This window comes from Legionella oakridgensis ATCC 33761 = DSM 21215, from assembly GCF_000512355.1.
Classification (GTDB): Bacteria; Pseudomonadota; Gammaproteobacteria; order Legionellales; family Legionellaceae; genus Legionella_A; species Legionella_A oakridgensis.
This window is the reverse complement of record NZ_CP004006.1, coordinates 2,148,491-2,171,366: the sequence shown is the minus strand read 5'-3', so window position 1 is coordinate 2,171,366 and position 22,876 is coordinate 2,148,491. Positions and strand designations below refer to the sequence as shown.

Below are 22,876 nucleotides of genomic sequence, written 5' to 3'. Positions count from 1 at the left end.
ATAATCAAGACAACCATTCAAGCGGAGGAACTGCTTTTCCACGTTGTCTTACTTCAAAGTATAGACCGTTTTGTATAAGTCCACCGCTATGACCAACCGTAGCAATTTGTTCTCCTTGGCCAACCATTTCACCCTTTTGTTTGAATAAAGATTGATTATGTGCATATAAGGTCATAAATCCCTGACCATGATCAACAATTAACAAAAGACCATACCCTTTTAGCCAATCACTGAAAAGAACTTTTCCGGGATAGACTGCTTTAACTGGCGTACCTTCTTGGGCAAAAAATATGATGCCTTGATTTATTTTTTGCAAAGATTTATGTTCAATCGTTACTGGTTTTGGCAATTTGTGCCGCAGCCTTGCAAAGGGCACTTGATTTTGCATCATGCTTTTTTGGACAAGCGAAGCAAGAAGCCGAGTCAGGTTTTCCTTATTAGTCTGGTGGTCTTGCAAGGCCTGTTGTTTACTGTGAATTTCTTGTTGTAATGAATGAATCAGATTTGTCTGGTAATGCTTTTCCTGACTCAGTTTTTGTTGATTGAATACTAATTGTTGCTGAAGGTGTTTCTGAGCGGCCATTTCTTGATTTAATTTATCTTGGTCGAGTGCAAGCTGCTTTTTGGTTTGCCGCACTTGGTGAATGGCTTCTTCGCGGGATTTTATTAGGTATTGATAAAACGTTAAAAGACGGCTAACCAGGTAGGGATTTTCTTGATTTAATAACCATTTTAATGGTTGATATACTCCTATGCGATAACGAGTGCGTATATGCTTGGCAAGCAACTGTTGTTGATCGCGTAATTGATTACTTAATTGATCGATTTCACGTTGTAATTCTTGAATGTTCTGTTGTTTGTTGGTTATCGTTTGTTGAATCAATTGCAGGTTTTTCACTCCTTGGCCAATGCTTTTTTCAATATGGCTTAATTCTTGGGTAAGAACGGTTTGTTTGTCATGGGCATGGGTTAATACCTGCTTTAGTTTATTGATTTTATCATCCAGTTCTTTGAGCTGGTTTTTTTTATGGACTACCTCTGAATGTTCACCATAGCTGACACCAAACGTGAATAACGTGAATTCGATATAACTGCTCAAACAACAGCCATAAAAGATCGTTGAATATTTAAAGAGGGCTTCTTTGGTTTAAGTGCATAAGCAGCTAAACCGGCCAATATATTGACCATAAAATTGAATATAGAGCGATGCCTTGAATGTTCAATATTGGAAATATTTTTCAATTGATCGATAACTGACTCAACAATGGCTCTTTTTCTAAGCAAAGCTTTATCAAATGTATTGAGTACTTTTTGTTTCATGTTTTTCCTGGCTTTAGTAAGGAGTTGTAATCCTCGCTCAGCCAATTTGTCAGTTAAATTTTGAGAAATATAACCTTTATCGCCAATCATTTTACCAAACAGATTTTCGCTCAAATTAGGAACGACAAATCGGTCATCAGTTCGGCTTGATGTTATTTTAAAAGCCATTAATTCGCCTTTGTCATTGACTATCAAATGAAGCTTAAAGCCGAAATACCATCCCATTGTGGACTTGGACTTCTCTGCCAAACCCTTAAAGACCTTGTTCTGGCTTGCTCTTTTTACATTGCACACCTCTATTGGTGTTGAATCTACAAAGTAAATTCCAGTGGGTGTTTTTGTTTGATGGTGGCAAAAGGCCATTAAGGGTACCAGACAAGAAGACATTAGTTCTGTCATTCTGCTGTAACTCACCAAGCTTGGAAAATAGGGGTGTAAATTTTTCTGCAACACGAACAAGTAGTAACTTTTAAAATTTCGGTAATTTGATTGATGATAATGAATTACAATAGTCATAATTTCTGACATGCTCATGCTGCATGGTTTTCTTCTGGTCTTACTTGAAATATTTATCAGATGTTGCTCAAATCGTGGCATATATTTTTGGCAAAAATCATCGACAACACAGAATAATTCTATTAATTTATCCACTCCAGACCTCTTGATTCTTATTTTTGTTCTTCGAAAAAACGAATAAGATCACAAATGGTCTGGTTTTTCAATATGTTACCATTCTTAAGTTTGTTTTTTAGACAGTTATATCGAATTCACGTTGAATAATAAACAACAGGTAAGAATGATATTAATTCGATGCGTCATGGTTTTTTGCCAATAATACTGTTCCAGTCATTTCAACAGGCGGTTTAATGCCAAGAAGAGCGAGCAGAGTTGGAGCAATATCAATTAAACTGCCCTTTTGAGTCTTAAACGTCCAACCATGGCCGACATATAATAAAGGCACAGGTTGATTAGTGTGTGCAGTTTGAACTTGTTGAGTTGTTTCATCATACATGATTTCAGCGTTGCCATGATCGGCGGTGACTAATAATTGCCCTCCTACTTTATTCAGTGCTTCGCCGATTGTATGCATGGCTTTATCCAAATATTCAATTGCTTTTACCGTTGCGGCAAAATTTCCGCTGTGGCCAACCATATCAGCATTGGCATAATTACAAATAATGACATCATAAACCTGTTGTTGTATAGCATCCACTAAAGTTTTTGTCAGTTCGGGCGCACTCATCTCAGGTTTTAAATCATAGGTTGCTACTAAAGGGGATGGAATTAAGATTCTATCTTCATTGGCATAAGGGGGTTCACAGCCACCATTAAAAAAAAACGTCACATGAGCGTATTTTTCAGTTTCTGCAAGCCGTAATTGGCGTAAGCCATGATTGGCCAAAACCTCTCCTAAGGTATTATTCATGGATATTGGAGGGAAGGCACTGCGCGCGCGGATATTGTTTCCATAATTGGTCATGGTTATAAAATAGGCAATATCCGGTATTTTATGGCGATTAAATCCTGAGAACTTTCTATCTGTTAAAGCATGAGTTAATTGCCTTGCTCTATCTGCGCGGAAATTGAAAAAAAACACGGAATCCCCTGATTCAATTGCTTTGCCTGTACCAATACGGGCGGGTGGGATAAATTCATCGTAGATTTTTTGTTGATAAAATGCGGTTAAGGCAGCATCGGCGGTGGCATAATGATGTGAACTTGCGTTTTCTGTAAGCAGTTGATAAACCGGTTCAATGCGTTGCCAGCGTTGATCACGGTCCATGGCATAATAACGCCCACTGAGTGAGGAAATCACTGCCACGGGGTATTTTTTTAGGCAATTTTGTAATTTTTCCAAGCTCAGATGAGCACTTTGAGGAGGGGTGTCACGGCCATCCAAAAACAGATGCAGGTAAACGTTTGTAAATTGACGTTTGGCGCAGAGTCCCAGAAAAGCAAATAAATGTTGTTCGTGACTATGAACGCCCCCTGGAGAAAGCAAACCCAGCACATGCAAGGCTTTACCCTGTTTTTTCATGGCGTCAATGACTTCAATAAATATCTCATTTTTATCGTATTCATTCTGTTCAATGGCCTGATTGATGCGGGTATAATCTTGGGCAATGATTCGTCCTGCACCAATGTGCATATGACCGACTTCGGAGTTTCCCATTTGGGCATCGGGTAAACCAACGCTACTTCCAGAGGCATCGAGCATTATATGGGGACAAGTCTGCCACCACGCGTCCCATTGCGGAGTATGAGCTGCAGCAATGGCATTATATTGGCTATCCTCACGTACACCCCATCCATCCAGGATAAGTAATACAATCGGTTTTTTTGCTAACATGGATTTTCCTAGTACAGATTACTTAATCTTTTCTTATAAAAAAGGTAGACTATAGGCCATTTTTGTTGATGGAAGAAGTGGGTTTGAATCAAAAATTACCGCAACACATTGCCATTGTGATGGATGGGAATGGTCGTTGGGCTGAAAATCGTGGTTTGCCTCGTGTTGAAGGTCATCGTACGGGTATTGAGGCTGTAAAAGCGGTTGTGCAGTGTTGTTTGCAGAAACAGATTGCTGTTTTAAGTTTATTTGCCTTCAGCAGTGAAAATTGGTCTAGGCCAGTGATAGAAGTTGATTTTCTGATGCAACTTTTTATTAATGCCTTGCAACAGGAAATAAGATCACTGCACGAACATGGTGTTAGTTTGCGTTTTATCGGGGAACGTGAGCAGCTATCCTTTCCTCTGCGCGAACAAATGCAGGCTGCTGAGACTTTGACGCAGGGGAATACTCAATTGATTTTGAATGTGGCCGTTAATTACAGTGGTAAATGGGACATTATTAAAGCCATTAAAACGCTTGCCAAACAAGTGGCCCAAGCAGAATTGTCGGCTGGAGAAATTGATGAAACAGTATTTTCTCACTATCTTAGCACCCATGGGTTACCTGATCCGGATTTGTTTATCCGCACGAGCGGTGAGCAACGGGTGAGTAATTTCTTTCTCTGGCAGCTGGCTTATACGGAACTTTATTTTGCCGATGTTCATTGGCCGGATTTTACTGCTAAGGAATTTGAAAAAGCATTGCTCGATTATAGCAAGCGCGAGCGGCGATATGGTTTAATATCAAAGCAATTAACTGAGAAAAACATGTTTAAACAACGATTGTTAACCGCCTTGGTTCTTGTGCCTCTCGTATTGATTGCTATTTATTTTGCATCTCCCTGGGTACTTGTACTGATTATTTTGTTAGCGGTCATGGCCGGTGGATGGGAATGGTTACTATTAATGCCAGTTTCTCGCTTGCTACCCAAGTGTATTTTTATTCTGGCCTTAGTGTTGATGACATGGTTAAGCATGTATTGGCTTGATTACTGGTTATTTGCTGGTCTTGTTGTCTGGATCTTGATTTTATTGGCCGTCCTAACCTTTCCTGCTTCGCAGGTTTTTTGGGGATTTCCTGCGGTCGTGGGAGGCGCTTGTTTGCTATTGTTGCCATTGTTTGCAAGTTCATTAGTGGCAGTATTTCAATTCCCGCAAGGGAAGGATTTGGTGGTTTATCTGTTTTGCCTGATATGGGCAGCGGACATTGGTGCCTATTTAAGTGGAAAAAGTTTAGGTCGAATTAAGTTAATTCCACAGGTGAGTCCGGGCAAGACCATTGAAGGGTCTGTGGGCGGTGTTTTGCTTGCCATGCTTGTTGCTTTCATTGCCTATTTTTATTTTAGGCCGTCCAGTGTCGTCAGTTGGTTTGGCATTGCATTAGGGACGGTATTTATTTCTGTGCTTGGTGATTTATTTATTAGTATTTTAAAACGACGCTGTAAATTAAAAGATACCGGTCATATTTTTCCAGGTCATGGCGGCGTTCTAGACCGCCTGGATAGCTTGATTGCAGCTTTGCCATTATTTTATTGCGGCATGCGCTTTATGCCACCTGGGCTTCATTAATGATGATATTATTTACTTTATTTTATTTTTTTATTGCACTCCTTCTTTTAATTATTATCCATGAATTTGGACATTTCATAGTTGCTCGTTGCTGTGGAGTAAAAGTTCTGCGTTTTTCATTTGGGTTTGGCAAAGTATTAGCCAGTTGGCGCGATAAACATGGCACAGAATTCGTTTGGTCTATTTTTCCGCTAGGTGGTTATGTCAAAATGCTCGATGAGTCGGAGGGGGAGGTTCCTGAAAACGAGCGTCATTTGGCTTTTAATAATCAATCAGTTTGGGTACGTATTGCCATTGTATTTGCGGGGCCATTCTTTAATTTCCTGTTTGCATTTATTGCGTTGTGGTTCATGTGGATCATCGGTATTAAGTCGCTTGCTCCCATGATAGAAAGTGTTAAGGTAGGTAGTATTGCCGCACAATCTGGCTTACGGCCAAATCAAGAAATTTTAGAAATGGGTGCAAAAAAAATTAACAGCTGGCGTGATTTTCAATACGCTTTAATGCCTTTATTAGGCACGCATGAGCCTGTTACTTTAATCGTAAAATCTTTGAAAGATGGTCATGTTAACACGCTTAAACTTCGCCTGGACCATTGGACATTGGATGTAAAAAATCCGGATGTATTGGCAAGCCTTGGTATTACTCCATTTGTACCCAAAGTTCCGCCTGTGGTGGGATCTGTCGTGCCAGATTCACCGGCACAATCCGCAGGATTACAAGTCGGCGATGAAATTCTTGCGATCAATCATGAAGTCATTAATGATTGGCTTGTTCTTGTTGATTATGTCAGGCAGCATTCCGATCAGTCTATGTTGCTTTCCATCAAGCGAAACAACAAGATTGAGCAAGTGAATGTACATATTGGCCGTACCATGAATGATGGACAAAACCAAGGTTTTTTAGGTGTAAGTTCCAGGCAGGTTAAGTGGCCAGAACATTGGTTACGCCTGCATCGAGCTTCCCCGCTTCCAGCAGCAGGTCATGCGTTGTCACAGACCATAGAATTAACAGGTGCGACATTTGCTTTAATTGGGCGGCTTGTTACTGGTAAATTGCCCATACAAAGCATCAGTGGTCCTGTAGGTATTGCCCAAGGAGCAGGAGAGTCAGCACGCAGTGGCTTGCCTTATTACTTGTCTTTTCTTGCGTTAGTCAGTATCAGTTTGGGTGTGTTAAATTTGTTGCCAATTCCTATATTAGATGGTGGTCATTTGCTTTATTGTTTCATTGAAATCGTCAGGCGTCGGCCGTTGTCTGAGGAAGTAAAATCTGCCGGGATTTATCTCGGTTTGGTGTTCCTTGTGACGTTGATGATCATTGCTTTGTCTAATGATTTAGCAAGATTGATTGGTTAGGTAGCCGATGAAAGGTGAGTAGAACAACCTTGACAGAGTTTCTTACTTCCTATAAAAGAGTGCAATTTGTTGAATGAGACTGATCATGCATATAGCCAAGATCTACATCTCGACTGATTTGTCTATGCCATAAGGATATGCATTGTCTTGGATGTAAAAATAATAATGAATAAATTGAGTAAAAAAGTTGTCTTGAGTGTGTGTTGTTCAACTGCATTGACCTGGTCAGCGCAGCTTATTGCTGCAAATGGTTTTGTCGTTCAGGACGTTAAAATTATTGGTTTACAGCGAGTCAGTGCTGGCACCGTATTAAATTATCTCCCTGTCCAGGTAGGAGAGGAAGTGGGGCCTTCTACCACACCTCAGATTATTCGCGCCTTGTATGATACCGGTTTTTTTCAATCCGTTGTGCTTGAGCGCCAAGGAAATACGTTGATTGTAAGGGTCGTAGAGCGTGCGACTATCGGTTCCATTAATGTGGTGGGCAATAAAGAAATTCCAAGCGATAAAATGAAGGAAATTCTCAAGAATTTGGGACTGGTAAAAGGACATGTATTTCAAAGAGCATCACTCGAACGGCTCGAAAAAGAGTTAAAACAGGCTTATAACGCTCATGGCAAATATAATGCACGCATTGAAACGCACATTACTTCCTTAACTGAAAATCGAGTTGCCATTAATGTTACTGTTTCCGAAGGACGGGTATCAAGAATTAAAGAAATTAAAATCATTGGGAATCATGATTTTACGGAGGAGCAATTGTTACCTGAACTTGCCTTGTCATCCAGTAGTCTTTTTACCTATTTCAGTAAGAAAGATCAATATTCAAAAGCGGCCATGGATGCTTCGCTGGAATCTTTACGTTCGTTTTACTTGGACCGCGGGTACTTAAAATTTAAAATTATTTCATCACAGGTATTGTTATCTCCGGATAAAAAAGATGTATTTATCAATATTCATATTGAAGAAGGGCCGCAATACCGCTTTGCCGGCTATCAGATTATGGGTAAAACCATTCTTCCTGAATCTAAAATACGATCGCTCGTGCAGGTAAAACAAGGCGATGTTTTTTCCCGCAAGAAAGTGACAGAAAGTATTTCAGCGATTGGTCTGGCTCTAGGGGATGTAGGTTATGGTTTCCCAGCCATTAATGCTGAGCCAAGAATTAATGAAGAGGACAAAACTGTCTTTATTACCTTTGTGGTTGATCCAGGCCGGCATGTGTATGTACGTCGTATTAATTTTCATGGTAATACGAAAACAGGTGATTACGTTTTGCGCAATATCATTCGTCAGGATGAAGGCGCTTTGTTGTCTTTGCATAATATCAAGGAATCAGAACGGCAATTGCGTCTGGTAAGCTATTTGAAAAACATTAATGTTAAAACAACACCCGTTCCCGAGGCCAATAATCAAGTGGATTTGGATATATCCGTAGAGGAAGCCCCATCTGCGGAAGCAAGCGCATCACTTGGTTATGGTACCACCGGACCGCAATTTAATGCATCTTTTAACCAATATAACTTTATGGGAACAGGGCGGACAGTAGGATTTGGTTTTGATGCCAACTATTGGGGGCAGAGTTACTCATTTAACTATTACAATCCTTTTTATACAAATACCGGCGTTGGTCGTGGCGTTAATCTCTACTATCAAGTGGTTGACCCCAAAAAACTGGATGTTGCCGCTTACTCTTCTGACCGTTATGGCGGTGATGTGAATTACAGTGTTTTATTAAATGAAAATAGTAGCGTGCAATTCGGATATGGATATCAGGGATTAAACATTAAATCAGTAGGTACCGTACAGCAAATTCAAAATTTCGTTAACTTATATGGTCGAGATTTTAATCAGATTCGCCTCACTACTGGCTGGAACCGTAATACTTACGATCAAATGCCTTATCCTAACAAGGGAGTCAATCAGCAAGCCAGTGCTATGGTGGCTTTACCGGCGAGCTCGCAATCACTTAAATATTATAAAGCCGGCTATCAAGCGCGCATGTATTATCCTTTGGTCCGCGGCCTTATTTTTACCGCACTTGGGAATGTTGGGTATGGAAATACCTTTAATAATCGAGGGTTGCCTTTTTATGAGAATTATTTTGCCGGCGGTATTGCGCAACCAGGTCAGGTTCGTGGTTACGACAGTTACTCGTTAGGGCCGCAGGATAATAATGGAAATTCTCTTGGTGCCAACTTCCTTGTTAACGGCAGCGCAGGTCTTATTTTACCTTATCCATTAAGCAGAGATAATGTACGCACTACGGTATTTTTGGATGCTGGAAACGTGTTTGTACGCGGTACCCCCGTCGCTTTGGCTGGGACTGCTGCGGGACCATTACGATATTCCAGTGGTATATCGGTAGAATGGCGCTCCCCATTTGGTCCTTTGGCATTTAGTGTGGCAAAACCACTGAATAAACAGCCCACGGATATAGAACAAATTTTCCAATTTTCTTTGTCTTCGAGTTTTTAAAACATGCAATTATCGCAACCGCAAGTGAATTGTGCTAGCATTTATATCGTTGCAAATCATGGCTTGTTGAAGCATACCTCGACTCATCAAAGAGGTTATGGCATCCGTACGTTTTTTGTGATTTAAGTTTAAAATATCTTTCAATCGGGAGTAGAAAATGAAGCAATTAGTGGGTGTTGTAATGGCGTTGATGTTTACATTAGGAAGTGCAAGCGCGCTTGCTGCTGATGGAACAAAAATAGGTGTTGTTGATTTACAGAAAATCATGCAAACCTCTACGCAAATGAAAACAATTCAGGAAAAGCTTGAAAAAGAGTTCAAGCCTCGTCGTGATAAGTTAATTGCCATGGAAGAAGATTTAAAAAAGGACATGGAAAAATTTAAGCGTGACAGCGCCGTTATGAGTCAGGCAAAGCGCAAAGAATTGGAAAAGAAAATTGTCAGTACTCAACAACAATTTGAACGAGAAGGGCAACAATATCAACAAGAATTAAGCACTGCGCATAATGAAGCGATGGAAGAATTTTACAATAAAATCCGTGCTGCCATTGCCAAAGTGGCCGAAAATGATAAGTATGATATTGTGTTGCAAAAAGATGCGGCACCTTTCAGTGCTGATAAGCTTGATGTGACTTCTAAAGTAATGAAAGAAATTAATTAGTATTTAAGACACTCCTCCCATGACCTTCTTGCTCTTTAAGTGAAATTGGTTTGTCGGTCAGGCTGAATTATGGCTTGACCTTAAGCTATTTCCTAACAGAATTGTTAGGTTGTGGCTATTTAACCTGACGTTTAGTCAGGTTTTTTTGGGGTTTTCGCCGACGACGTGTTCAAGAGTAAGCGGTAACTGCATTAGAGCTGATTTTAAGTCCATGAAATTAGCTCTTTAACACCCCTAAAAATAAGTGAGACCTGATTTATGAGCGGATTTGTGGATATAAATAAAATTCTTAATTTGTTGCCTCATCGCTATCCTTTTATTCTGGTTGACAAGGTCTTGGAATATAAGGAATTTGATTATTTAGTGGGCGTGAAGAACGTCACCATCAATGAGCCTTTTTTCATGGGTCATTTTCCTGGGAATCCAATCATGCCCGGCGTATTAATGTTGGAATCATTGGCACAGGCTAGCGCCATTTTATCAAATTTATCACGTACTCCCTCAGAGGGGCATGAATTCTTGTATTTTTTTGCAGGAATTGACAAGGCGCGATTCAAGCAAGTCGTTATTCCCGGGGATCAACTGCGTCTTGAAGTGAAGCTGATAGGACAGAAACGAGATTTCTGGCGGATGCAAGGGGAAGTATTTGTTGGGGACAAGCTTGCTTGTTCTGCAGAATTAATGAGTGCAGCGAAGGAAGTGAAAAGTGATAAGTGAACATGCGATAATCCATCCTTCAGCTAAACTGGCTAAAGGTGTAACGGTAGGACCGGGTACCATTATAGGAGAGGATGTTGAAATTGATGAAGGCACTTGGGTAGGTCCTCACGTCGTCATCCAAGGTCCGACACGTATTGGAAAAAACAATAAAATTTTTCAATTTGCTTCAGTAGGCGATGAACCGCAGGATATTACCTATAAAGGCGAACCAACACGTCTTGAAATCGGCGATAATAATATCATTCGCGAGTTTTGTATGATCAGCCGTGGAACGGTCAAAGGTGGTGGTTTGACCCGCTTGGGGAATTATAATTTTCTGATGGCTTATACGCACATAGGGCATGATTGCATGGTAGGCAATCACGTCATTATGGTGAATTACTCTGCACTGTCTGGGCACGTTATCATCAATGATTATGCAAATATTGGTGCTTATGCGGCCATTCATCAGTTCTGCCATGTGGGGGCATATGCATTTATTGCCCGAGCTACTTATGTGACCAAGGATGTTTTGCCATACGTCATGATTGCTGGGCATACCACGTCAGCCTGCGGTATCAATACAGTTGGTTTGCGCCGTCGAGGATTTTCATCCACGGCTATCGATTGTTTGCGCAGAGCCTATAAAATTATTTTTCGTAAAGGATTAACCGTCCAACAGGCCATTGCTGAATTGGAATTACTGCAACAAGATTGCCCTGAAGTGCTTCCAATGATTAATGCATTAAATCAATCTACTCGCGGAATAGTGAGATAAAGCATGCTGAGGGTTGCAATGACTGTTGCCTGTGGCGGGGCATTGGGAGCACTGTCTCGGTTTGCCATGGTCACCATGGTGCAAGTTTTAGTCAATATGCGCTTTCCTGTTGGCACTTTAATCGTAAATTGCTTGGGTTCATTTTTGGCTGGTTTCGCCATGAGTTTTTTATGGATCGCTTTTCTGTAGAGGCAGAATCATGGCGATTATTTTTCGTCGTTGGTTTTCTGGGGGCCTATACGACGTTTTCCAGTTTTGCCTGGGAAACGTGGGTGCTTTATAGTAATGGCCAATGGTTAAGTGCTGTGTTTAATATTTTAATTAATAATGTAGGTACTCTGATACTTGTGATAGTAGGGATTCAGGCAAGCCGCATAGTCGGGGGCATATAATGCAAGTCAAGATAGTTCGAGTGTATCTTAGCGAAGAATCGCCTTTATTAAAGGAATTATTTGATTATTTACATCAACAAAAAATCAAGGGTGCTACTGTTTTTCGAGGTGTTAAAGGATTTGGCGTCAGTGGTAAGACACGTGAAACTAGTTTCCTTGATTTGCACTTCGATCTGCCAATGATCCTTGAGTTTTTTGATATTCCTGCACGAGTGGATGAAATTTTAAATCACTTTAATGAAAAAATTGAAACAGGCCGTGTATTACAATGGTTAGCAGAGGTTAATTGAAATGCTGGATCCTCATTTACTACGGGAAAAACCTAATGAAGTCGCTGAGCGCTTAAAGTCACGTGGTTTTCAGTTTGATGTACAAGCGTTCATGGCGCTGGAAGAACAGCGTAAATCGTTGCAGGTTGCAACGCAAGCGCTACAAAATGAGCGTAATCTACGTTCAAAGGAAATTGGTCTTGCCAAAGCCCGCCATGAAGATATTACACCCATGCGTGAACAGGTCAATCAAATCAGTGTGGATCTAGAGAAGAAAAAAGTGGAGCTGTCTCTTGTTTTACAAAAATTGGAAGCCATTAGCCTAAGCTTGCCTAATTTGCCTCATGAATCGGTACCGATTGGCAGTGATGAGCAAGAGAATCAGGAAATACGTCGATGGGGTACACCCTCCTCATTGGATTTTCCAATTAAATCGCATGATGAATTAGGTGAAGCATTGGGGCAAATGGATTTTTCCCTGGCCGCTAAAATTACCGGCAGCCGTTTTGTGGTTTTGAAATCGCAACTTGCAAGACTGCATCGTGCATTAATTCAATTTATGCTTGATGTTCATACACAGATGCATGGCTATCAGGAAATTTATGTGCCTTATATTGTTAATTCTGAAAGTCTTCGTGGCACCGGCCAGTTGCCTAAATTTGAAGAAGATTTATTTAAATTGACTGGGGAACAAGGATATTATTTAACATCTACCTCAGAAATTCCCGTGACAAATACCGTTCGTGATACCATTTTGCAGGCAGAATCATTACCCTTATGTTATGTATGTCATTCTCCTTGTTTTCGCAGTGAAGCAGGGTCCTACGGTAAGGATACCAAAGGTATGATTCGCCAGCACCAATTTGAAAAGGTCGAGCTGGTATGGATTACTACGGCAGAGCATTCCTATGAGGCATTGGAACAATTGACCAGCCATGCTGAAGCGATTTTGCAGCGTTTGCAGTTGCCTTATAGGGTCATGGCGCTTTGCACAGGGGATATGGGGGCAGGAGCTGCGAAAACGTATGATCTTGAAGTATGGTTGCCCAGCCAGAATACTTACCGTGAAATTTCATCCTGCAGTAATATGGAATCTTTTCAAGCGCGGCGCATGCAAGCACGTTATCGTCATCCGGTCACCGGTGATATGGAATTGGTGCACACTTTAAATGGCTCAGGTTTGGCGGTAGGCAGAACTTTAGTGGCAGTGATGGAAAATTATCAGGACAAACAAGGAAATATTTCCATTCCAAGCGTTTTGCGTCCATACATGGGTGGCCTGGAGGTGATCCGAGTAGATGAGTAGGATTGAGTTTTCCCTAAAGTTGATATAGCATGGCTCAGACTGATTATTTTTAGATAACAATGGAGTACTAAATGAGCACAGTCCGAACATCATTATCTGCCTTGCTTGCTTTTTTTACATTAGGAAGTGGTATCAATGTGTATGCTGAAACAAGAGCAGATTATGCAGATTATTGCACTAAAGCAGGTGGTGTTGCCGAGAAAATGACGGCTGAATTTTTGACGCCCGGCCGTTGGGTACAAGGGCAATCAAAATCTTTTTGTAATTTTTATCTTGAAAATGCTTTTGTTTCTATCGGGTTGGAAACATTTGCTTCAAACAAGCCAAGTATTGCGGCAACCTACAGTAAACGATTAAAAGAAGTTGATGTTGACTCTGCTTTATGGAAAGGGGAAAGCTCTAATCCTGCACATAATGTTTGTAAAAATTTAGGTGGCGCAAACATAGGGTTTGTGACGGATGGTGGATTTGCCAATCATTTAGGACAATCCGATATTTGCGTATTTGGCGATGGCTCCATGGTTAGCGGTTGGTCGCTGATTTATATGGCTAATCATCGGGAGGGTTATGATGAAATTAAGAGTCAAGTGAAAGCTGAGCCATTGAATATTCACATTCCAAATTAAGTCATGAGCTCACCCGGCAGGGTGGGCCGCATGAGGTTATTGCTTCGAATTGACTAAATACGGCTGCTAATGTGATCTCTGGTAACTCTTCATGCGTTTTCTTTAAGTTCTACTCGGTGGCATTGGGTGCCACGCGCACGATAATAATGGGCAAATCAACGGATAGAAACAATATTTAAGGCTTGTAATGCATTCAATAAAGCTAACAATGGTAAGCCAATGATTGTGCTTTCATCGCCATGATGGATTTCTTTAAATAACCACTTTCCCAAACCTTCATAATGATAAGAACCGCAACTATGATAAGGTTGTTCTATGTGCAGATAATTCTCAATGGTGCTAGGCTTCAGGCAATGCATCGTCATGATTGTGCATACCAGATGCTGCCATAGGATTTGATTGTTTTTAACAAGACAGACAGCGGTTAGCAGTTGATGACTTTTGCCGCTTAACTGCTCTAATTGTTGTTTAGCAATTGCATGAGCAATGGGCTTATCAAAATATTGATTATCCAGTACACATAATTGATCAGCTGCGATGATGACGTCGTTTGGTAATTCTTGGCTGACACTCATGGCTTTGCTTTTGGCAAGAAGCATGGCCAAGTCTGAAAAGGAATGGCCTTTATAATGCTTTTTAATATGGCTTTCATCAATATTAGAAGGCCTTATAGAAAATTGTAGGCCGCAATTTTGCAAAAGCTTTTGGCGATTTTTCGAGGCAGAGGCCAGTACTAAAGGAACTTGTTGTAGAAAATCAAGCATAGGCAGCCACCGATGCCATTAATAAAAAGCCAATAATGACAAAACTGAAATGACGCAAATTGCAGCAACGTTCAACCATGACACAACGTTCCAGTCCATGTAAGGTCCCAAGATAAAGAAACGTTCCGGCTGAGGTAGCGATTAATATGGGGTCAAAAAGCGAATTGGTTTCTCCGCCGTATTCAAAATACCAGCCAATAAATATCCCTAATGGGGTCATTAAAGCAAACAAAAGGAAAAACAGAAGGCTTGTGCGAGGACTTAAAGAACTTTTGTTTAATTGCACAGCAATGGCAAAACTTTCAGCCCATTTATGAGTAATGATGGCTAAAAAAAGCATGATGACCACAGGATAGTCATGACTGAATCCCAAGGCGGCGGCAAGAACCAGAGAATGAAACGATAACATCAACCAGGCAAGTAGGGCAAAAGCTGGGTGATTTACATCGTGATGATGGTATAGTTCTTTGCCTAAATGTTCAAACCATAAAAATACCAGAAAAACGATGCCAGTAATGATGAAAGCAAAAGGATATTCATAACCCATCTTGATGAATATGGCATTGGATTCTGGCAGCATATGTAATAATGCTGCGCCTAGGAACACACCGGTTGCCAGTGTTTCTCCTAGGGGGAAATCAAAATGTTCGTCTTGATGAATGCGTTTTTTAAAAGGATACCATCCTGCCAATAAGATGACCACGAATATACTTAAAGCAAAAAAAGTTTTAATGAGGCGGTGGCCATAGTTTGAAATCTCCTGAGAGATAAGCGAGTTTGACTCTTGATGCTGTGTGGATCATTTAAAAATAAGCGCAGGCAGTATATTTTTACATCCGGTAATTAGCAAGTGATTTTTAGGCGGTTTTGTTCACAGAAGAAGCGAATGCATTGAATAGGGGCGTATTTGGCCAAGTCATGACGAAGGCGTTTATTTAGTTCGGCCCATTGCGTAAACGTTGTCTCCATAATTAAATCAATGGTTAGTTTCCCATCCAAATAATGCAAGACCCAAGATTGAATGCCAGGAAAATCCTGGCGCCATGCGTGTAAAAATTGTTGTTCTATGGTGTGGCGATTAGGCAAATGCAATGAAGGGCAGACCATTTCATCATCTTCCGGATCCACATGCACGGTGACGTCTTTTATTTCCTCCATGTTGTCAACCAGTTGATGATGTACATGTTGGGCAATAAAATGGCCTTCAGACACAGAAATGAATGGAGAAACCAAAATATGCACATCCACAAAAACATCTTTTCCCATGGAGCGGCTACGTAATTGATGAATTTTTTGCACACCATCAATGTGTTGAATGATGTTTTTTATCTTTGCCAAGGTTTGCAAATCGACGGCGGTATCTACTAATTCCTTAACACTGTTCCAGCCATAATTCCACCCCATTTTAACAATCATAAGACCCACGATGATAGCAGCAACGGCATCTAAATAGGCAAATCCGAGAACGCTTCCAATTAAGCCTACCAGCACAACCACTGAGGAAGCCGCATCCGAGCGGTGGTGCCAGGCATTTGCAATAATGAGCTCAGAGCGGATTTGTTTACCAATATGATGCGTATAATGAAATAGCCCTTCATTGGCTAAAATAGAGAGTAAGGCTATAGGCAAAGCTAACAATCGAGGTTGGCTTTGGTTATGGTGCAGCATATCACTCAATGAATCCCAGGAAATTCCAATACCAGCCAAAATGAGAATTAAAGCCAAAAGAAAAGTAGCGGCGGTTTCTATCCGTTGATGACCGTAAGGATGAGTGGCGTCCGCATCTTGACTGCCATATTTTGAAGCAAAAATAACCATGGCGTCCGTCAAGAGATCGGAGAGTGAATGGAAGCCATCAGCAACCAGCGCATGAGAATGATACATAACGCCGCCAAGGAGTTTAATGAAGCCCAGCAAGGCATTTGTTATGGCACCGAGCACGGTGATCCTTTTTGCTTGCTGATAACGTTCGTGCTGATTCATGCCTATCCTTGTAAAAAAGTTTCAAAATGTCCTAACCATCGTCTGGCTATTTTATAAGCCGTTTCAGGTTCTTCAGCCGCCAGGTGATGGGCGGCTTTTTCTACTGCAGGCAATATGATTTGATCGCGTTGCAGGTTGGCAACTTTAAATGAGCGGTAGCCTGTTTGGCGGGTTCCAAGTATTTCCCCGGCACCACGCAATTGCAAATCCTTTTCGGCAATTAGAAAACCATCGCAGGTTTCCCGCATAATGCTTAAACGTTCTTTGCCTACGATAGATAATGGCGCTTGATAAAGCAATAGACAATGTGCCTGATTACTGCCGCGCCCGACTCTTCCCCGCAATTGATGCAACTGTGATAAGCCTAAGCGTTCGGCATTTTCTATAATCATCAGGCTGGCATTGGTAACGTCCACCCCCACTTCAATAACGGTTGTGGCAACCAGCAAATCCAGTTTGCCGCCCTTGAATGCGGTCATGATTTTTTCTTTTCCTCCGTGTTCATTCGTCCATGAACCAACCCTATCCGAACGTTGGGTAATTGCTGTTTAAGACTCTGGGCTGTTTCCATGGCTGCCATGCATTGTAATTTTTCTGATTCCTCAATAAGAGTACAAACCCAATAAGCTTGACGCCCATTACTAATAGCTTTTTGCAGACGGTAAATAATGAGTTGGCGTTTTTCCTGATTAAGGATTGCGGTGGTGACGGGTGTTCTTCCTGGTGGTAATTCATCAAGAATCGATAAATCAAGATGAGCATAGTGGGTCATGGCAAGGGTTCGTGGAATCGGAGTTGCTGTCATCAGCAACTGATGGGGAGTGGTTTGTGAGCACGGGCTTTTTTGTGACAAAGATAATCGTTGTTCAACGCCAAAGCGATGTTGTTCATCAATGATGACCAGTCCTAAACGGGAAAATTGTACGTTGTCTTGAAATAGGGAATGAGTACCGATGATAAGCTGGCATTGATGTTGTGCCAATGCGGATAAGGTTTCTTTTCGTTCTTTTTCTTTCATTTTACCACTAAGCCTGCGAACGGAAATGGATAATGAAGAAAACCATGGCAATAACGTTTGGGCATGCTGTTCACTTAGGATGTCGGTAGGAGCCATGAAAGCCACTTGATAACCGCTAGCAATCGCTTGCATGGCTGCAAGAGCGGCTATCACTGTTTTTCCTGAACCTACGTCTCCCTGTACTAGACGCAACATGGGTACCGATTGTGCTAAGTCTTGCTCAATTTCCTTAATGACCCGTTGCTGGGCTGCGGTTAAGGTAAAAGGCAGCGCCTTTAAAAAAGAGGTTTTTGCCTGAGGGTCAGGATTTAAAGGTGGTGCTGTAAGCGTAGAACGTTGTTGTCTTGCAAATTGCATGCTTAAACGCTGGGCGAGCAGTTCGTCAAATGCTAGACGTTGGAATGCGGGGTGCTTTCCTGTTTCAATGGATTGAATGCACGTGTCAGGAGGCGGGTTATGTAAATAAGTCAGTGCGTGTGGCAATGGTTGAAATCGATATTGCTGTAATTGTTCTGAATTCATCCATTCCAGCGTCATCAATTCCTGTTGAAATGAAGTTAATGCTTGTTTAACCATGCGACGCAAACGATTTTGACTTAAGCCTTGAGTTGTTGAATAGATGGGTGTTAGTGTTTCTTCAACCATGTATTCGCTGTCTTCTTCCAGAAGCTGATACTCTGGGTGAATCATTTCATAATGGCTGCTAAATTGCCGTATTTCCCCAAAGGCACGAATCTTTGTGCCTGGATTCAGGCGCTGAATTTGTTGTTTATTAAAGTGGAAAAAACGTAATGTTAGCCCCCCTGTTTTATCTTCTACATAACAATACAGCATAGGCCGTTTACCATATTTTATTTCTGCCTTGCTTATTCTGCCAGCAATCACACACCAGTCATTGCGGCAAAGATCTTGTATGGGGGTAATGCGGGTGCGGTCTTGATAGCGATAAGGCAAGTGAAATAATAAATCTTGTACGGTGTGAATGCCGCATTTCGCTAGTTTTTTGGCCAGAGTTGGCCCGATCCCAGGCAACGTTTCACAGGAGTTTGTTAACACGGTATGATTCATTGTTAAAAAAATTTAATAATAGAATTATACAAATATCTCACTGTGAGGAAACCATTTAATTAGGAGTATATGGAATGAACCGCACGGTTACGTTTGCTGCAGGGTTGGTTCTGGTTTGGATAACGGGTTATCTGCTGATTACTGGCAGAGGATTATTAATCCCTTTGATCATCGCTATTTTCATCTGGAACTTATTAAATACTATTCATGGTGCTATTCAGCGTGCGCCGGTGGTGGGGGCGCGTCTTCCTTATGGCTTGAGTATGAGTTTGTCGCTGGTTGTTGTTGTTATTTTTGTCAAAATAGTGATTGATATTATTTCTAACAACGTCAATGATGTGATCTCAGCTTCCTCTCGTTATCAAGAGAATCTTATGCGCATTTTAAATGCATTGGATACTCGATATCAGATTAAGACCTTGGCAAGTTTTGACAGTTTCTTTAAAGAATTAAGTGTCCAGCATATCTTGGCAAATATTTACGGCGTATTTACTACCTTGACTGGTTCTGCTGTATTGATTGCTTTATACGTTGTTTTTTATTTGTCGAACAACACTTTTTTAAACAAAAATAAACGCACTGTTCCCGCAACCCGGGCATCGCCAGTTGGTGGATAGCATCATTTCTCATATTGTTAAGGATATTCAGACTTATCTGGGTTTAAAGACATTAATGAGTCTTATTACAGCAATAGCCAGTTGGCTTATTATGAAAATGGTTGGACTGGATTTTGCCGAATTTTGGGCATTGCTGATTTTTTTTCTCAGTTATATCCCCAATATTGGTGCCATTGTTGCAACGGCATTTCCTGCTTTGCTTGCCTTGATTCAATTTCAAACTTGGATTCCGTTTATTATTGTGACCTCGGGGATTGTGATCATTCAATTTGTCATTGGCAATTTAGTAGAACCGCGTTTTCTTAGTAAATCTCTGAACTTGAGTCCCTTGATCATATTATTTGCATTGGGGTTATGGGGGTCTATCTGGGGAATACTGGGGATGTTTCTTTCTGTTCCCATTACGGTGATGATGATGATTTTTTTCGCGCATTTTGAGGCAACTCGGCCCATCGCTATTTTATTATCTCAGGATGGTTATGTTAAAAATAGCTATACGATGCAACAGTGATGGGAAATAATTTATAGTTTTTATTTCATCACAGGATTCTTTGCAACTGATATAAAAAAGAGCATAATAACTGCTTTTTAATAACGAAAAATGGTATGAAATCTACGGTTGAGGAATTATTAAGGCAGGCAGTAGAGGAAGTCAGACAATCTGGCGTGATTCCACCAGACTATGTTGCTCACATCAAGGTTGAACGCACCAAAGACAAAGCTCATGGTGATTTTGCAACCAATCTTGCGCTTGTCTTGGCAAAACCTTGTCATCAAGTTCCGCGCCAGCTTGCCGAATTATTAGTCCGGGCTATTCCTGAACATCCGCTGCTTGATCGGGTGGAAATTGCAGGCCCCGGATTTATTAATTTTTATATGCGAGCCAGTGAGCGTGCTCAAATCATAGCGACGGTATTATCTCAAGGTGTTGAGTATGGCCGCAGTCAGTTAGGGCATGGGCAGCACGTTTTATTAGAATATGTTTCCGCTAATCCAACCGGTCCGTTGCATGTAGGACATGGCCGCAGCGCCGCTTTTGGCGCAACATTGGCAAATTTGCTGATGGCGGCAGGATTTGAAGTCAGCCGAGAATATTATGTGAATGATGCTGGTCGGCAAATGAATATATTGGCGGTCAGTGTTTGGTTACGTTATCTTGCTTTGGCTGGAGAACCCATTATTTTCCCAGCCAATGGTTATCGCGGCGATTATGTGCATGACATTGCAAAAAACATCCTTGCTGTCCATGAGCGTGACTATGTACACAGTTGGTATGCCGTGAGCGAGGGTTTACCTCCGGATGAAGTGCAGGGCGGTGATAAAGAACACTATATTGATGCGCTTATCCATTCAGCCCGCAAGTTTCTTGGCGATTCTGGATTTGCTTTCTTCCATAAACAAGCCTTGGATTCGGTATTGGCTGATATTAAAGAAGATTTGGCCGAATTCGGTGTAGAGTACGACCGCTGGTTTTCAGAGCAGTCTTTGTTGGATGAGGGAGCCATTAAGGAAGGCATTCGCGCACTAAAAGAAGCAGGTCATACTTATGAACAGTCTGGCGCCTTATGGTTCCGTGCTACGGATTTTGGCGATGAAAAGGACAGAGTGTTGATTCGCGCCAATGGACAAACCACTTATTTTGCTTCTGATGTGGCGTATCATTGGAACAAGTATGATCGTGGTTTTACACGCGTCATTGATATATTTGGTGCTGATCATCATGGGTATGTCACGCGGGTGAAAGCGGCTGTTCAAGCATTGGGTCATGATGATAATGCTTTGGATGTTTTGTTGGTTCAATTTGCCATTTTATATCGTGGCGAAACCAGGGTCCAAATGTCCACTCGTAGTGGTTCATTTGTGACATTACGGGAATTGCGTGAGGAAGTGGGTAAAGATGCAGCCCGTTTCTTTTATGTGATGCGTAAACCAGAACAGCATATGGATTTTGATCTTGATTTAGCCAAATCACAATCCAGTGATAACCCGGTTTACTACATTCAGTATGCTCACGCACGCATCAGCAGCGTGCTTAGGCAATTACTTGAACGTGGTTTAAGTTGGGACGAGGACAAAGGATTAGCGCACACGCATTTACTGACAGAGCCTCATGAGGAAACGTTAATGTCGTTAATTAGCCGTTATCCGGATGTTATTGATTCAGCGGCCAGAACCTGTGAACCCCATCAATTAGCTTATTATTTACGTGAATTGGCAAATGGTTTGCATAGCTATTACAATGCAATTCCACTGTTATGTGAGTTGGAAACTTTGCGTTGCGCGCGATTGTGCTTATTGACAGCTGTCCGGCAAGTGCTGCGTAATGGTATGCATATTTTAGGTGTTTCTGCCCCGGAAAGTATGTAATGGCAAAAGATTATAGAAAAAAAGGCAAAAGCAGTTCAAATGGATGGTTAAGGCAGATGACGTTGGTGCTGATGTCTTTTTTTTGTGGTTATTTAAGTGCTTCATTGTTTAATTTTACCCAGGCGAGTGCCTGGGTAGAAGATCACTTTTTTTCTAAACACAAGGAACAAGCGATAAGTCAACCCAGCAAGCAGCAAGCGCAGTTGCCTAGGCCAAAACTTGAATTTTATACCTTGCTGGCAAAAGAACAAAGCGCCGTGCCTTCAGCAGTCAATCCGCAAGTTGCTAATGCTATAAATACATCTAGTAATACTGCTGCTAAAGCGTCTGCTACCACGGCCAAGGTCGTTGAAGCTTCTTCTGCATTCCAAAAAGAAATGGCTAATAAGCCTGCCACTGAGAAAGTAACTCCTGCGGTAGTTCATAAGGAATCCTATCTGGTGCAAGTGGCTTCTTTTAGAAAAAGGGAAGATGCAGAACGTATGAAGGCCAGTTTAATATTGAAAGGATTTAGTGTTAATGTGATGGCCGTCGTCAATCAACAAATTCATTGGTACCGGGTGATCATTGGTCCTTTTTCATCACGAATTCAGGCCGAAAAAGCCCAAGTTGAAGTGGCACGCAGTGAACATATCACAGGTATGATTCGAAAGATGGATGCCTGATGGTTCCGTACTTTGTCTTCCTTTGCAAAAGAGAGCAGTATAGAATCTGCATTTGCCTCGCTCAGGCTCAAAATACCTCTCAATCACCCGATGTTTGTTTCAAAGAATGGTTGAGGACATGTCTTGGGTTTATCGTTCTAAAAACAAAGAGGTTTTATGACAGCCACCACATATTGTTTTTCCCTTCCTGGCATTCGCTGCGTCAATTGCGTGCGACCCATAGAACAGGTCTTACGTACTTGCAAGACCATGATGATTGAAGATTTTTCAGTTGAAGTGGTGGAAAAGAAATTAACAATCAGAATAACGAATGACGGACGTTCCCCGGCAATCATAAGAGAATTAATACGCAAGACATTAGATGAAGTAGGGGTGGAAGCGGTTGATCTCGAAACACCTGCAGAAGAAGTTCAGTCGCCATTACCGGATGCATTGGATATGGCCGGTGTAGATTCAGCTGGCATTGAGATGCTTTCTACTGAAACGTTAGTTGAAGAACCTAAGCGTCGAATAAAAAAAACTCATTTTTTAAAAAGATTTTAAATTC

19 protein-coding genes and 4 pseudogenes are annotated in these 22,876 nt (G+C 41.4%); 15 read left to right on the top strand and 8 right to left on the bottom strand.

The genetic code is table 11. The annotated features are described in order from the left end of the window. Positions 1–4: 4 nt before the first annotated feature. The 3 genes from LOA_RS10515 to gpmI form a co-directional block, all read right to left on the bottom strand. On the bottom strand, positions 5–1,099 hold the full coding sequence (locus LOA_RS10515) for a murein hydrolase activator EnvC family protein (protein WP_025386306.1): 1,095 nt from the start codon (positions 1,097–1,099) through the stop codon (positions 5–7). Then, the gene (locus LOA_RS10510) at positions 1,096–1,917 is read right to left on the bottom strand and encodes an IS982 family transposase (protein ID WP_237758065.1); all 822 of its coding nucleotides are present in this window, start codon (positions 1,915–1,917) and stop codon (positions 1,096–1,098) included. The genes LOA_RS10515 and LOA_RS10510 overlap by 4 nt, the downstream gene beginning before the upstream one ends. Positions 1,918–2,122: 205 nt before the next feature. Continuing rightward, complete coding sequence (gene gpmI, locus LOA_RS10505; RefSeq protein ID WP_025386305.1) at positions 2,123–3,670, bottom strand: 2,3-bisphosphoglycerate-independent phosphoglycerate mutase; 1,548 nt, start codon at positions 3,668–3,670, stop codon at positions 2,123–2,125. Between the two features lie 83 nt (positions 3,671–3,753). Between gpmI and LOA_RS15485 the strand changes: the two are divergent. The 7 genes and pseudogenes from LOA_RS15485 to lpxA all read left to right on the top strand — a co-directional run. After that, positions 3,754–4,461: pseudogene (locus LOA_RS15485) on the top strand (isoprenyl transferase); the annotation flags it as partial. An 18-nt stretch (positions 4,462–4,479) separates the two neighbouring features. Then, a complete protein-coding gene (locus tag LOA_RS15480) occupies positions 4,480–5,280 on the top strand; it encodes a phosphatidate cytidylyltransferase (protein ID WP_035895371.1) in 801 nt (266 codons plus the stop codon). Between the two features lie 5 nt (positions 5,281–5,285). Continuing rightward, on the top strand, positions 5,286–6,638 hold the full coding sequence (gene rseP / locus LOA_RS10490; RefSeq protein WP_025386304.1) for an RIP metalloprotease RseP: 1,353 nt from the start codon (positions 5,286–5,288) through the stop codon (positions 6,636–6,638). Between the two features lie 165 nt (positions 6,639–6,803). Continuing rightward, positions 6,804–9,116 carry an outer membrane protein assembly factor BamA gene (gene bamA, locus LOA_RS10485; protein WP_025386303.1) on the top strand — a complete coding sequence of 771 codons (2,313 nt, stop codon included), beginning with the start codon at positions 6,804–6,806 and terminating at the stop codon, positions 9,114–9,116. 157 nt (positions 9,117–9,273) lie between these two features. Further along, entirely contained in the window at positions 9,274–9,777 is a 504-nt protein-coding gene (locus tag LOA_RS10480) for an OmpH/Skp family outer membrane protein (RefSeq protein WP_025386302.1), read from the top strand. A 258-nt stretch (positions 9,778–10,035) separates the two neighbouring features. After that, positions 10,036–10,494, top strand: a complete 459-nt coding sequence (fabZ, locus tag LOA_RS10475) for a 3-hydroxyacyl-ACP dehydratase FabZ (protein WP_025386301.1) — start codon at positions 10,036–10,038, stop codon at positions 10,492–10,494. Further along, a complete protein-coding gene (lpxA, locus tag LOA_RS10470) occupies positions 10,484–11,254 on the top strand; it encodes an acyl-ACP--UDP-N-acetylglucosamine O-acyltransferase (protein WP_025386300.1) in 771 nt (256 codons plus the stop codon). Before fabZ ends, lpxA begins: the two co-directional genes overlap by 11 nt. Here the strand turns inward: lpxA and LOA_RS16270 are convergent. Beyond that, positions 11,227–11,415 carry a hypothetical protein gene (locus LOA_RS16270; RefSeq protein WP_238551232.1) on the bottom strand — a complete coding sequence of 63 codons (189 nt, stop codon included), beginning with the start codon at positions 11,413–11,415 and terminating at the stop codon, positions 11,227–11,229. The two genes, lpxA and LOA_RS16270, sit on opposite strands and share 28 nt — an antisense overlap. Here LOA_RS16270 and crcB point away from each other — a divergent pair. The 4 genes and pseudogenes from crcB (at position 11,330) to LOA_RS10450 (ending at position 13,847) form a co-directional block, all read left to right on the top strand. Then, a pseudogene (crcB, locus tag LOA_RS15470) lies at positions 11,330–11,646 on the top strand (fluoride efflux transporter CrcB). The gene LOA_RS16270 and the pseudogene crcB overlap by 86 nt on opposite strands. Next, a complete protein-coding gene (locus LOA_RS10460) occupies positions 11,646–11,936 on the top strand; it encodes a DUF190 domain-containing protein (RefSeq protein ID WP_035895365.1) in 291 nt (96 codons plus the stop codon). The pseudogene crcB and the gene LOA_RS10460 overlap by 1 nt, the downstream one beginning before the upstream one ends. 1 nt (position 11,937) lies before the next feature. Then, positions 11,938–13,221, top strand: a complete 1,284-nt coding sequence (gene serS, locus LOA_RS10455; protein ID WP_025386298.1) for a serine--tRNA ligase — start codon at positions 11,938–11,940, stop codon at positions 13,219–13,221. 71 nt (positions 13,222–13,292) lie between these two features. Next, a complete protein-coding gene (locus tag LOA_RS10450; RefSeq protein ID WP_025386297.1) occupies positions 13,293–13,847 on the top strand; it encodes a hypothetical protein in 555 nt (184 codons plus the stop codon). 155 nt (positions 13,848–14,002) lie between these two features. On the opposite strand, the gene LOA_RS10445 is transcribed toward LOA_RS10450, so the two are convergent. The 4 genes and pseudogenes from LOA_RS10445 to recG all read right to left on the bottom strand — a co-directional run bounded on the left by LOA_RS10445 (position 14,003) and on the right by recG (position 18,668). Continuing rightward, positions 14,003–14,611: a Maf family protein gene (locus tag LOA_RS10445; RefSeq protein WP_025386296.1), complete on the bottom strand. Its 609-nt coding sequence runs from the start codon at positions 14,609–14,611 to the stop codon at positions 14,003–14,005. Next, on the bottom strand, positions 14,604–15,344 hold the full coding sequence (locus LOA_RS10440) for a ZIP family metal transporter (RefSeq protein ID WP_025386295.1): 741 nt from the start codon (positions 15,342–15,344) through the stop codon (positions 14,604–14,606). Before LOA_RS10440 ends, LOA_RS10445 begins: the two co-directional genes overlap by 8 nt. A gap of 110 nt (positions 15,345–15,454) precedes the next feature. Further along, a complete protein-coding gene (locus tag LOA_RS10435; RefSeq protein WP_025386294.1) occupies positions 15,455–16,594 on the bottom strand; it encodes a cation diffusion facilitator family transporter in 1,140 nt (379 codons plus the stop codon). Positions 16,595–16,596: 2 nt separating this feature from the next. Beyond that, positions 16,597–18,668 (bottom strand): annotated as a pseudogene (recG, locus tag LOA_RS10430) (ATP-dependent DNA helicase RecG). 86 nt (positions 18,669–18,754) lie between these two features. Between recG and LOA_RS16050 the strand changes: the two are divergent. The 4 genes and pseudogenes from LOA_RS16050 (at position 18,755) to LOA_RS10410 (ending at position 22,872) form a co-directional block, all read left to right on the top strand. After that, positions 18,755–19,808: pseudogene (locus LOA_RS16050) on the top strand (AI-2E family transporter). 95 nt (positions 19,809–19,903) lie between these two features. Further along, positions 19,904–21,664, top strand: a complete 1,761-nt coding sequence (gene argS / locus LOA_RS10420; RefSeq protein ID WP_025386293.1) for an arginine--tRNA ligase — start codon at positions 19,904–19,906, stop codon at positions 21,662–21,664. After that, positions 21,664–22,329: an SPOR domain-containing protein gene (locus LOA_RS10415; protein WP_025386292.1), complete on the top strand. Its 666-nt coding sequence runs from the start codon at positions 21,664–21,666 to the stop codon at positions 22,327–22,329. The genes argS and LOA_RS10415 overlap by 1 nt, the downstream gene beginning before the upstream one ends. A 156-nt stretch (positions 22,330–22,485) precedes the next feature. Then, positions 22,486–22,872, top strand: coding sequence for a hypothetical protein (locus tag LOA_RS10410; protein WP_042238931.1), 387 nt, complete (start codon positions 22,486–22,488; stop codon positions 22,870–22,872). Positions 22,873–22,876: the final 4 nt, after the last annotated feature.

What these genes read in the sequence shown, in the direction of transcription:
- LOA_RS10510 (WP_237758065.1), bottom strand. Translation starts at nt 1,917, where the DNA reads ATGCCACGATTTGAGCAACATCTGATAAATATTTCAAGTAAGACCAGA.
- gpmI (WP_025386305.1), bottom strand. Translation starts at nt 3,670, where the DNA reads ATGTTAGCAAAAAAACCGATTGTATTACTTATCCTGGATGGATGGGGT.
- LOA_RS15480 (WP_035895371.1), top strand. Translation starts at nt 4,480, where the DNA reads ATGTTTAAACAACGATTGTTAACCGCCTTGGTTCTTGTGCCTCTCGTA.
- bamA (WP_025386303.1), top strand. Translation starts at nt 6,804, where the DNA reads ATGAATAAATTGAGTAAAAAAGTTGTCTTGAGTGTGTGTTGTTCAACT.
- LOA_RS10480 (WP_025386302.1), top strand. Translation starts at nt 9,274, where the DNA reads ATGAAGCAATTAGTGGGTGTTGTAATGGCGTTGATGTTTACATTAGGA.
- fabZ (WP_025386301.1), top strand. Translation starts at nt 10,036, where the DNA reads ATGAGCGGATTTGTGGATATAAATAAAATTCTTAATTTGTTGCCTCAT.
- LOA_RS16270 (WP_238551232.1), bottom strand. Translation starts at nt 11,415, where the DNA reads ATGGCGAAACCAGCCAAAAATGAACCCAAGCAATTTACGATTAAAGTG.
- LOA_RS10460 (WP_035895365.1), top strand. Translation starts at nt 11,646, where the DNA reads ATGCAAGTCAAGATAGTTCGAGTGTATCTTAGCGAAGAATCGCCTTTA.
- serS (WP_025386298.1), top strand. Translation starts at nt 11,938, where the DNA reads ATGCTGGATCCTCATTTACTACGGGAAAAACCTAATGAAGTCGCTGAG.
- LOA_RS10450 (WP_025386297.1), top strand. Translation starts at nt 13,293, where the DNA reads ATGAGCACAGTCCGAACATCATTATCTGCCTTGCTTGCTTTTTTTACA.
- LOA_RS10445 (WP_025386296.1), bottom strand. Translation starts at nt 14,611, where the DNA reads ATGCTTGATTTTCTACAACAAGTTCCTTTAGTACTGGCCTCTGCCTCG.
- LOA_RS10435 (WP_025386294.1), bottom strand. Translation starts at nt 16,594, where the DNA reads ATGAATCAGCACGAACGTTATCAGCAAGCAAAAAGGATCACCGTGCTC.
- argS (WP_025386293.1), top strand. Translation starts at nt 19,904, where the DNA reads ATGAAATCTACGGTTGAGGAATTATTAAGGCAGGCAGTAGAGGAAGTC.
- LOA_RS10415 (WP_025386292.1), top strand. Translation starts at nt 21,664, where the DNA reads ATGGCAAAAGATTATAGAAAAAAAGGCAAAAGCAGTTCAAATGGATGG.
- LOA_RS10410 (WP_042238931.1), top strand. Translation starts at nt 22,486, where the DNA reads ATGACAGCCACCACATATTGTTTTTCCCTTCCTGGCATTCGCTGCGTC.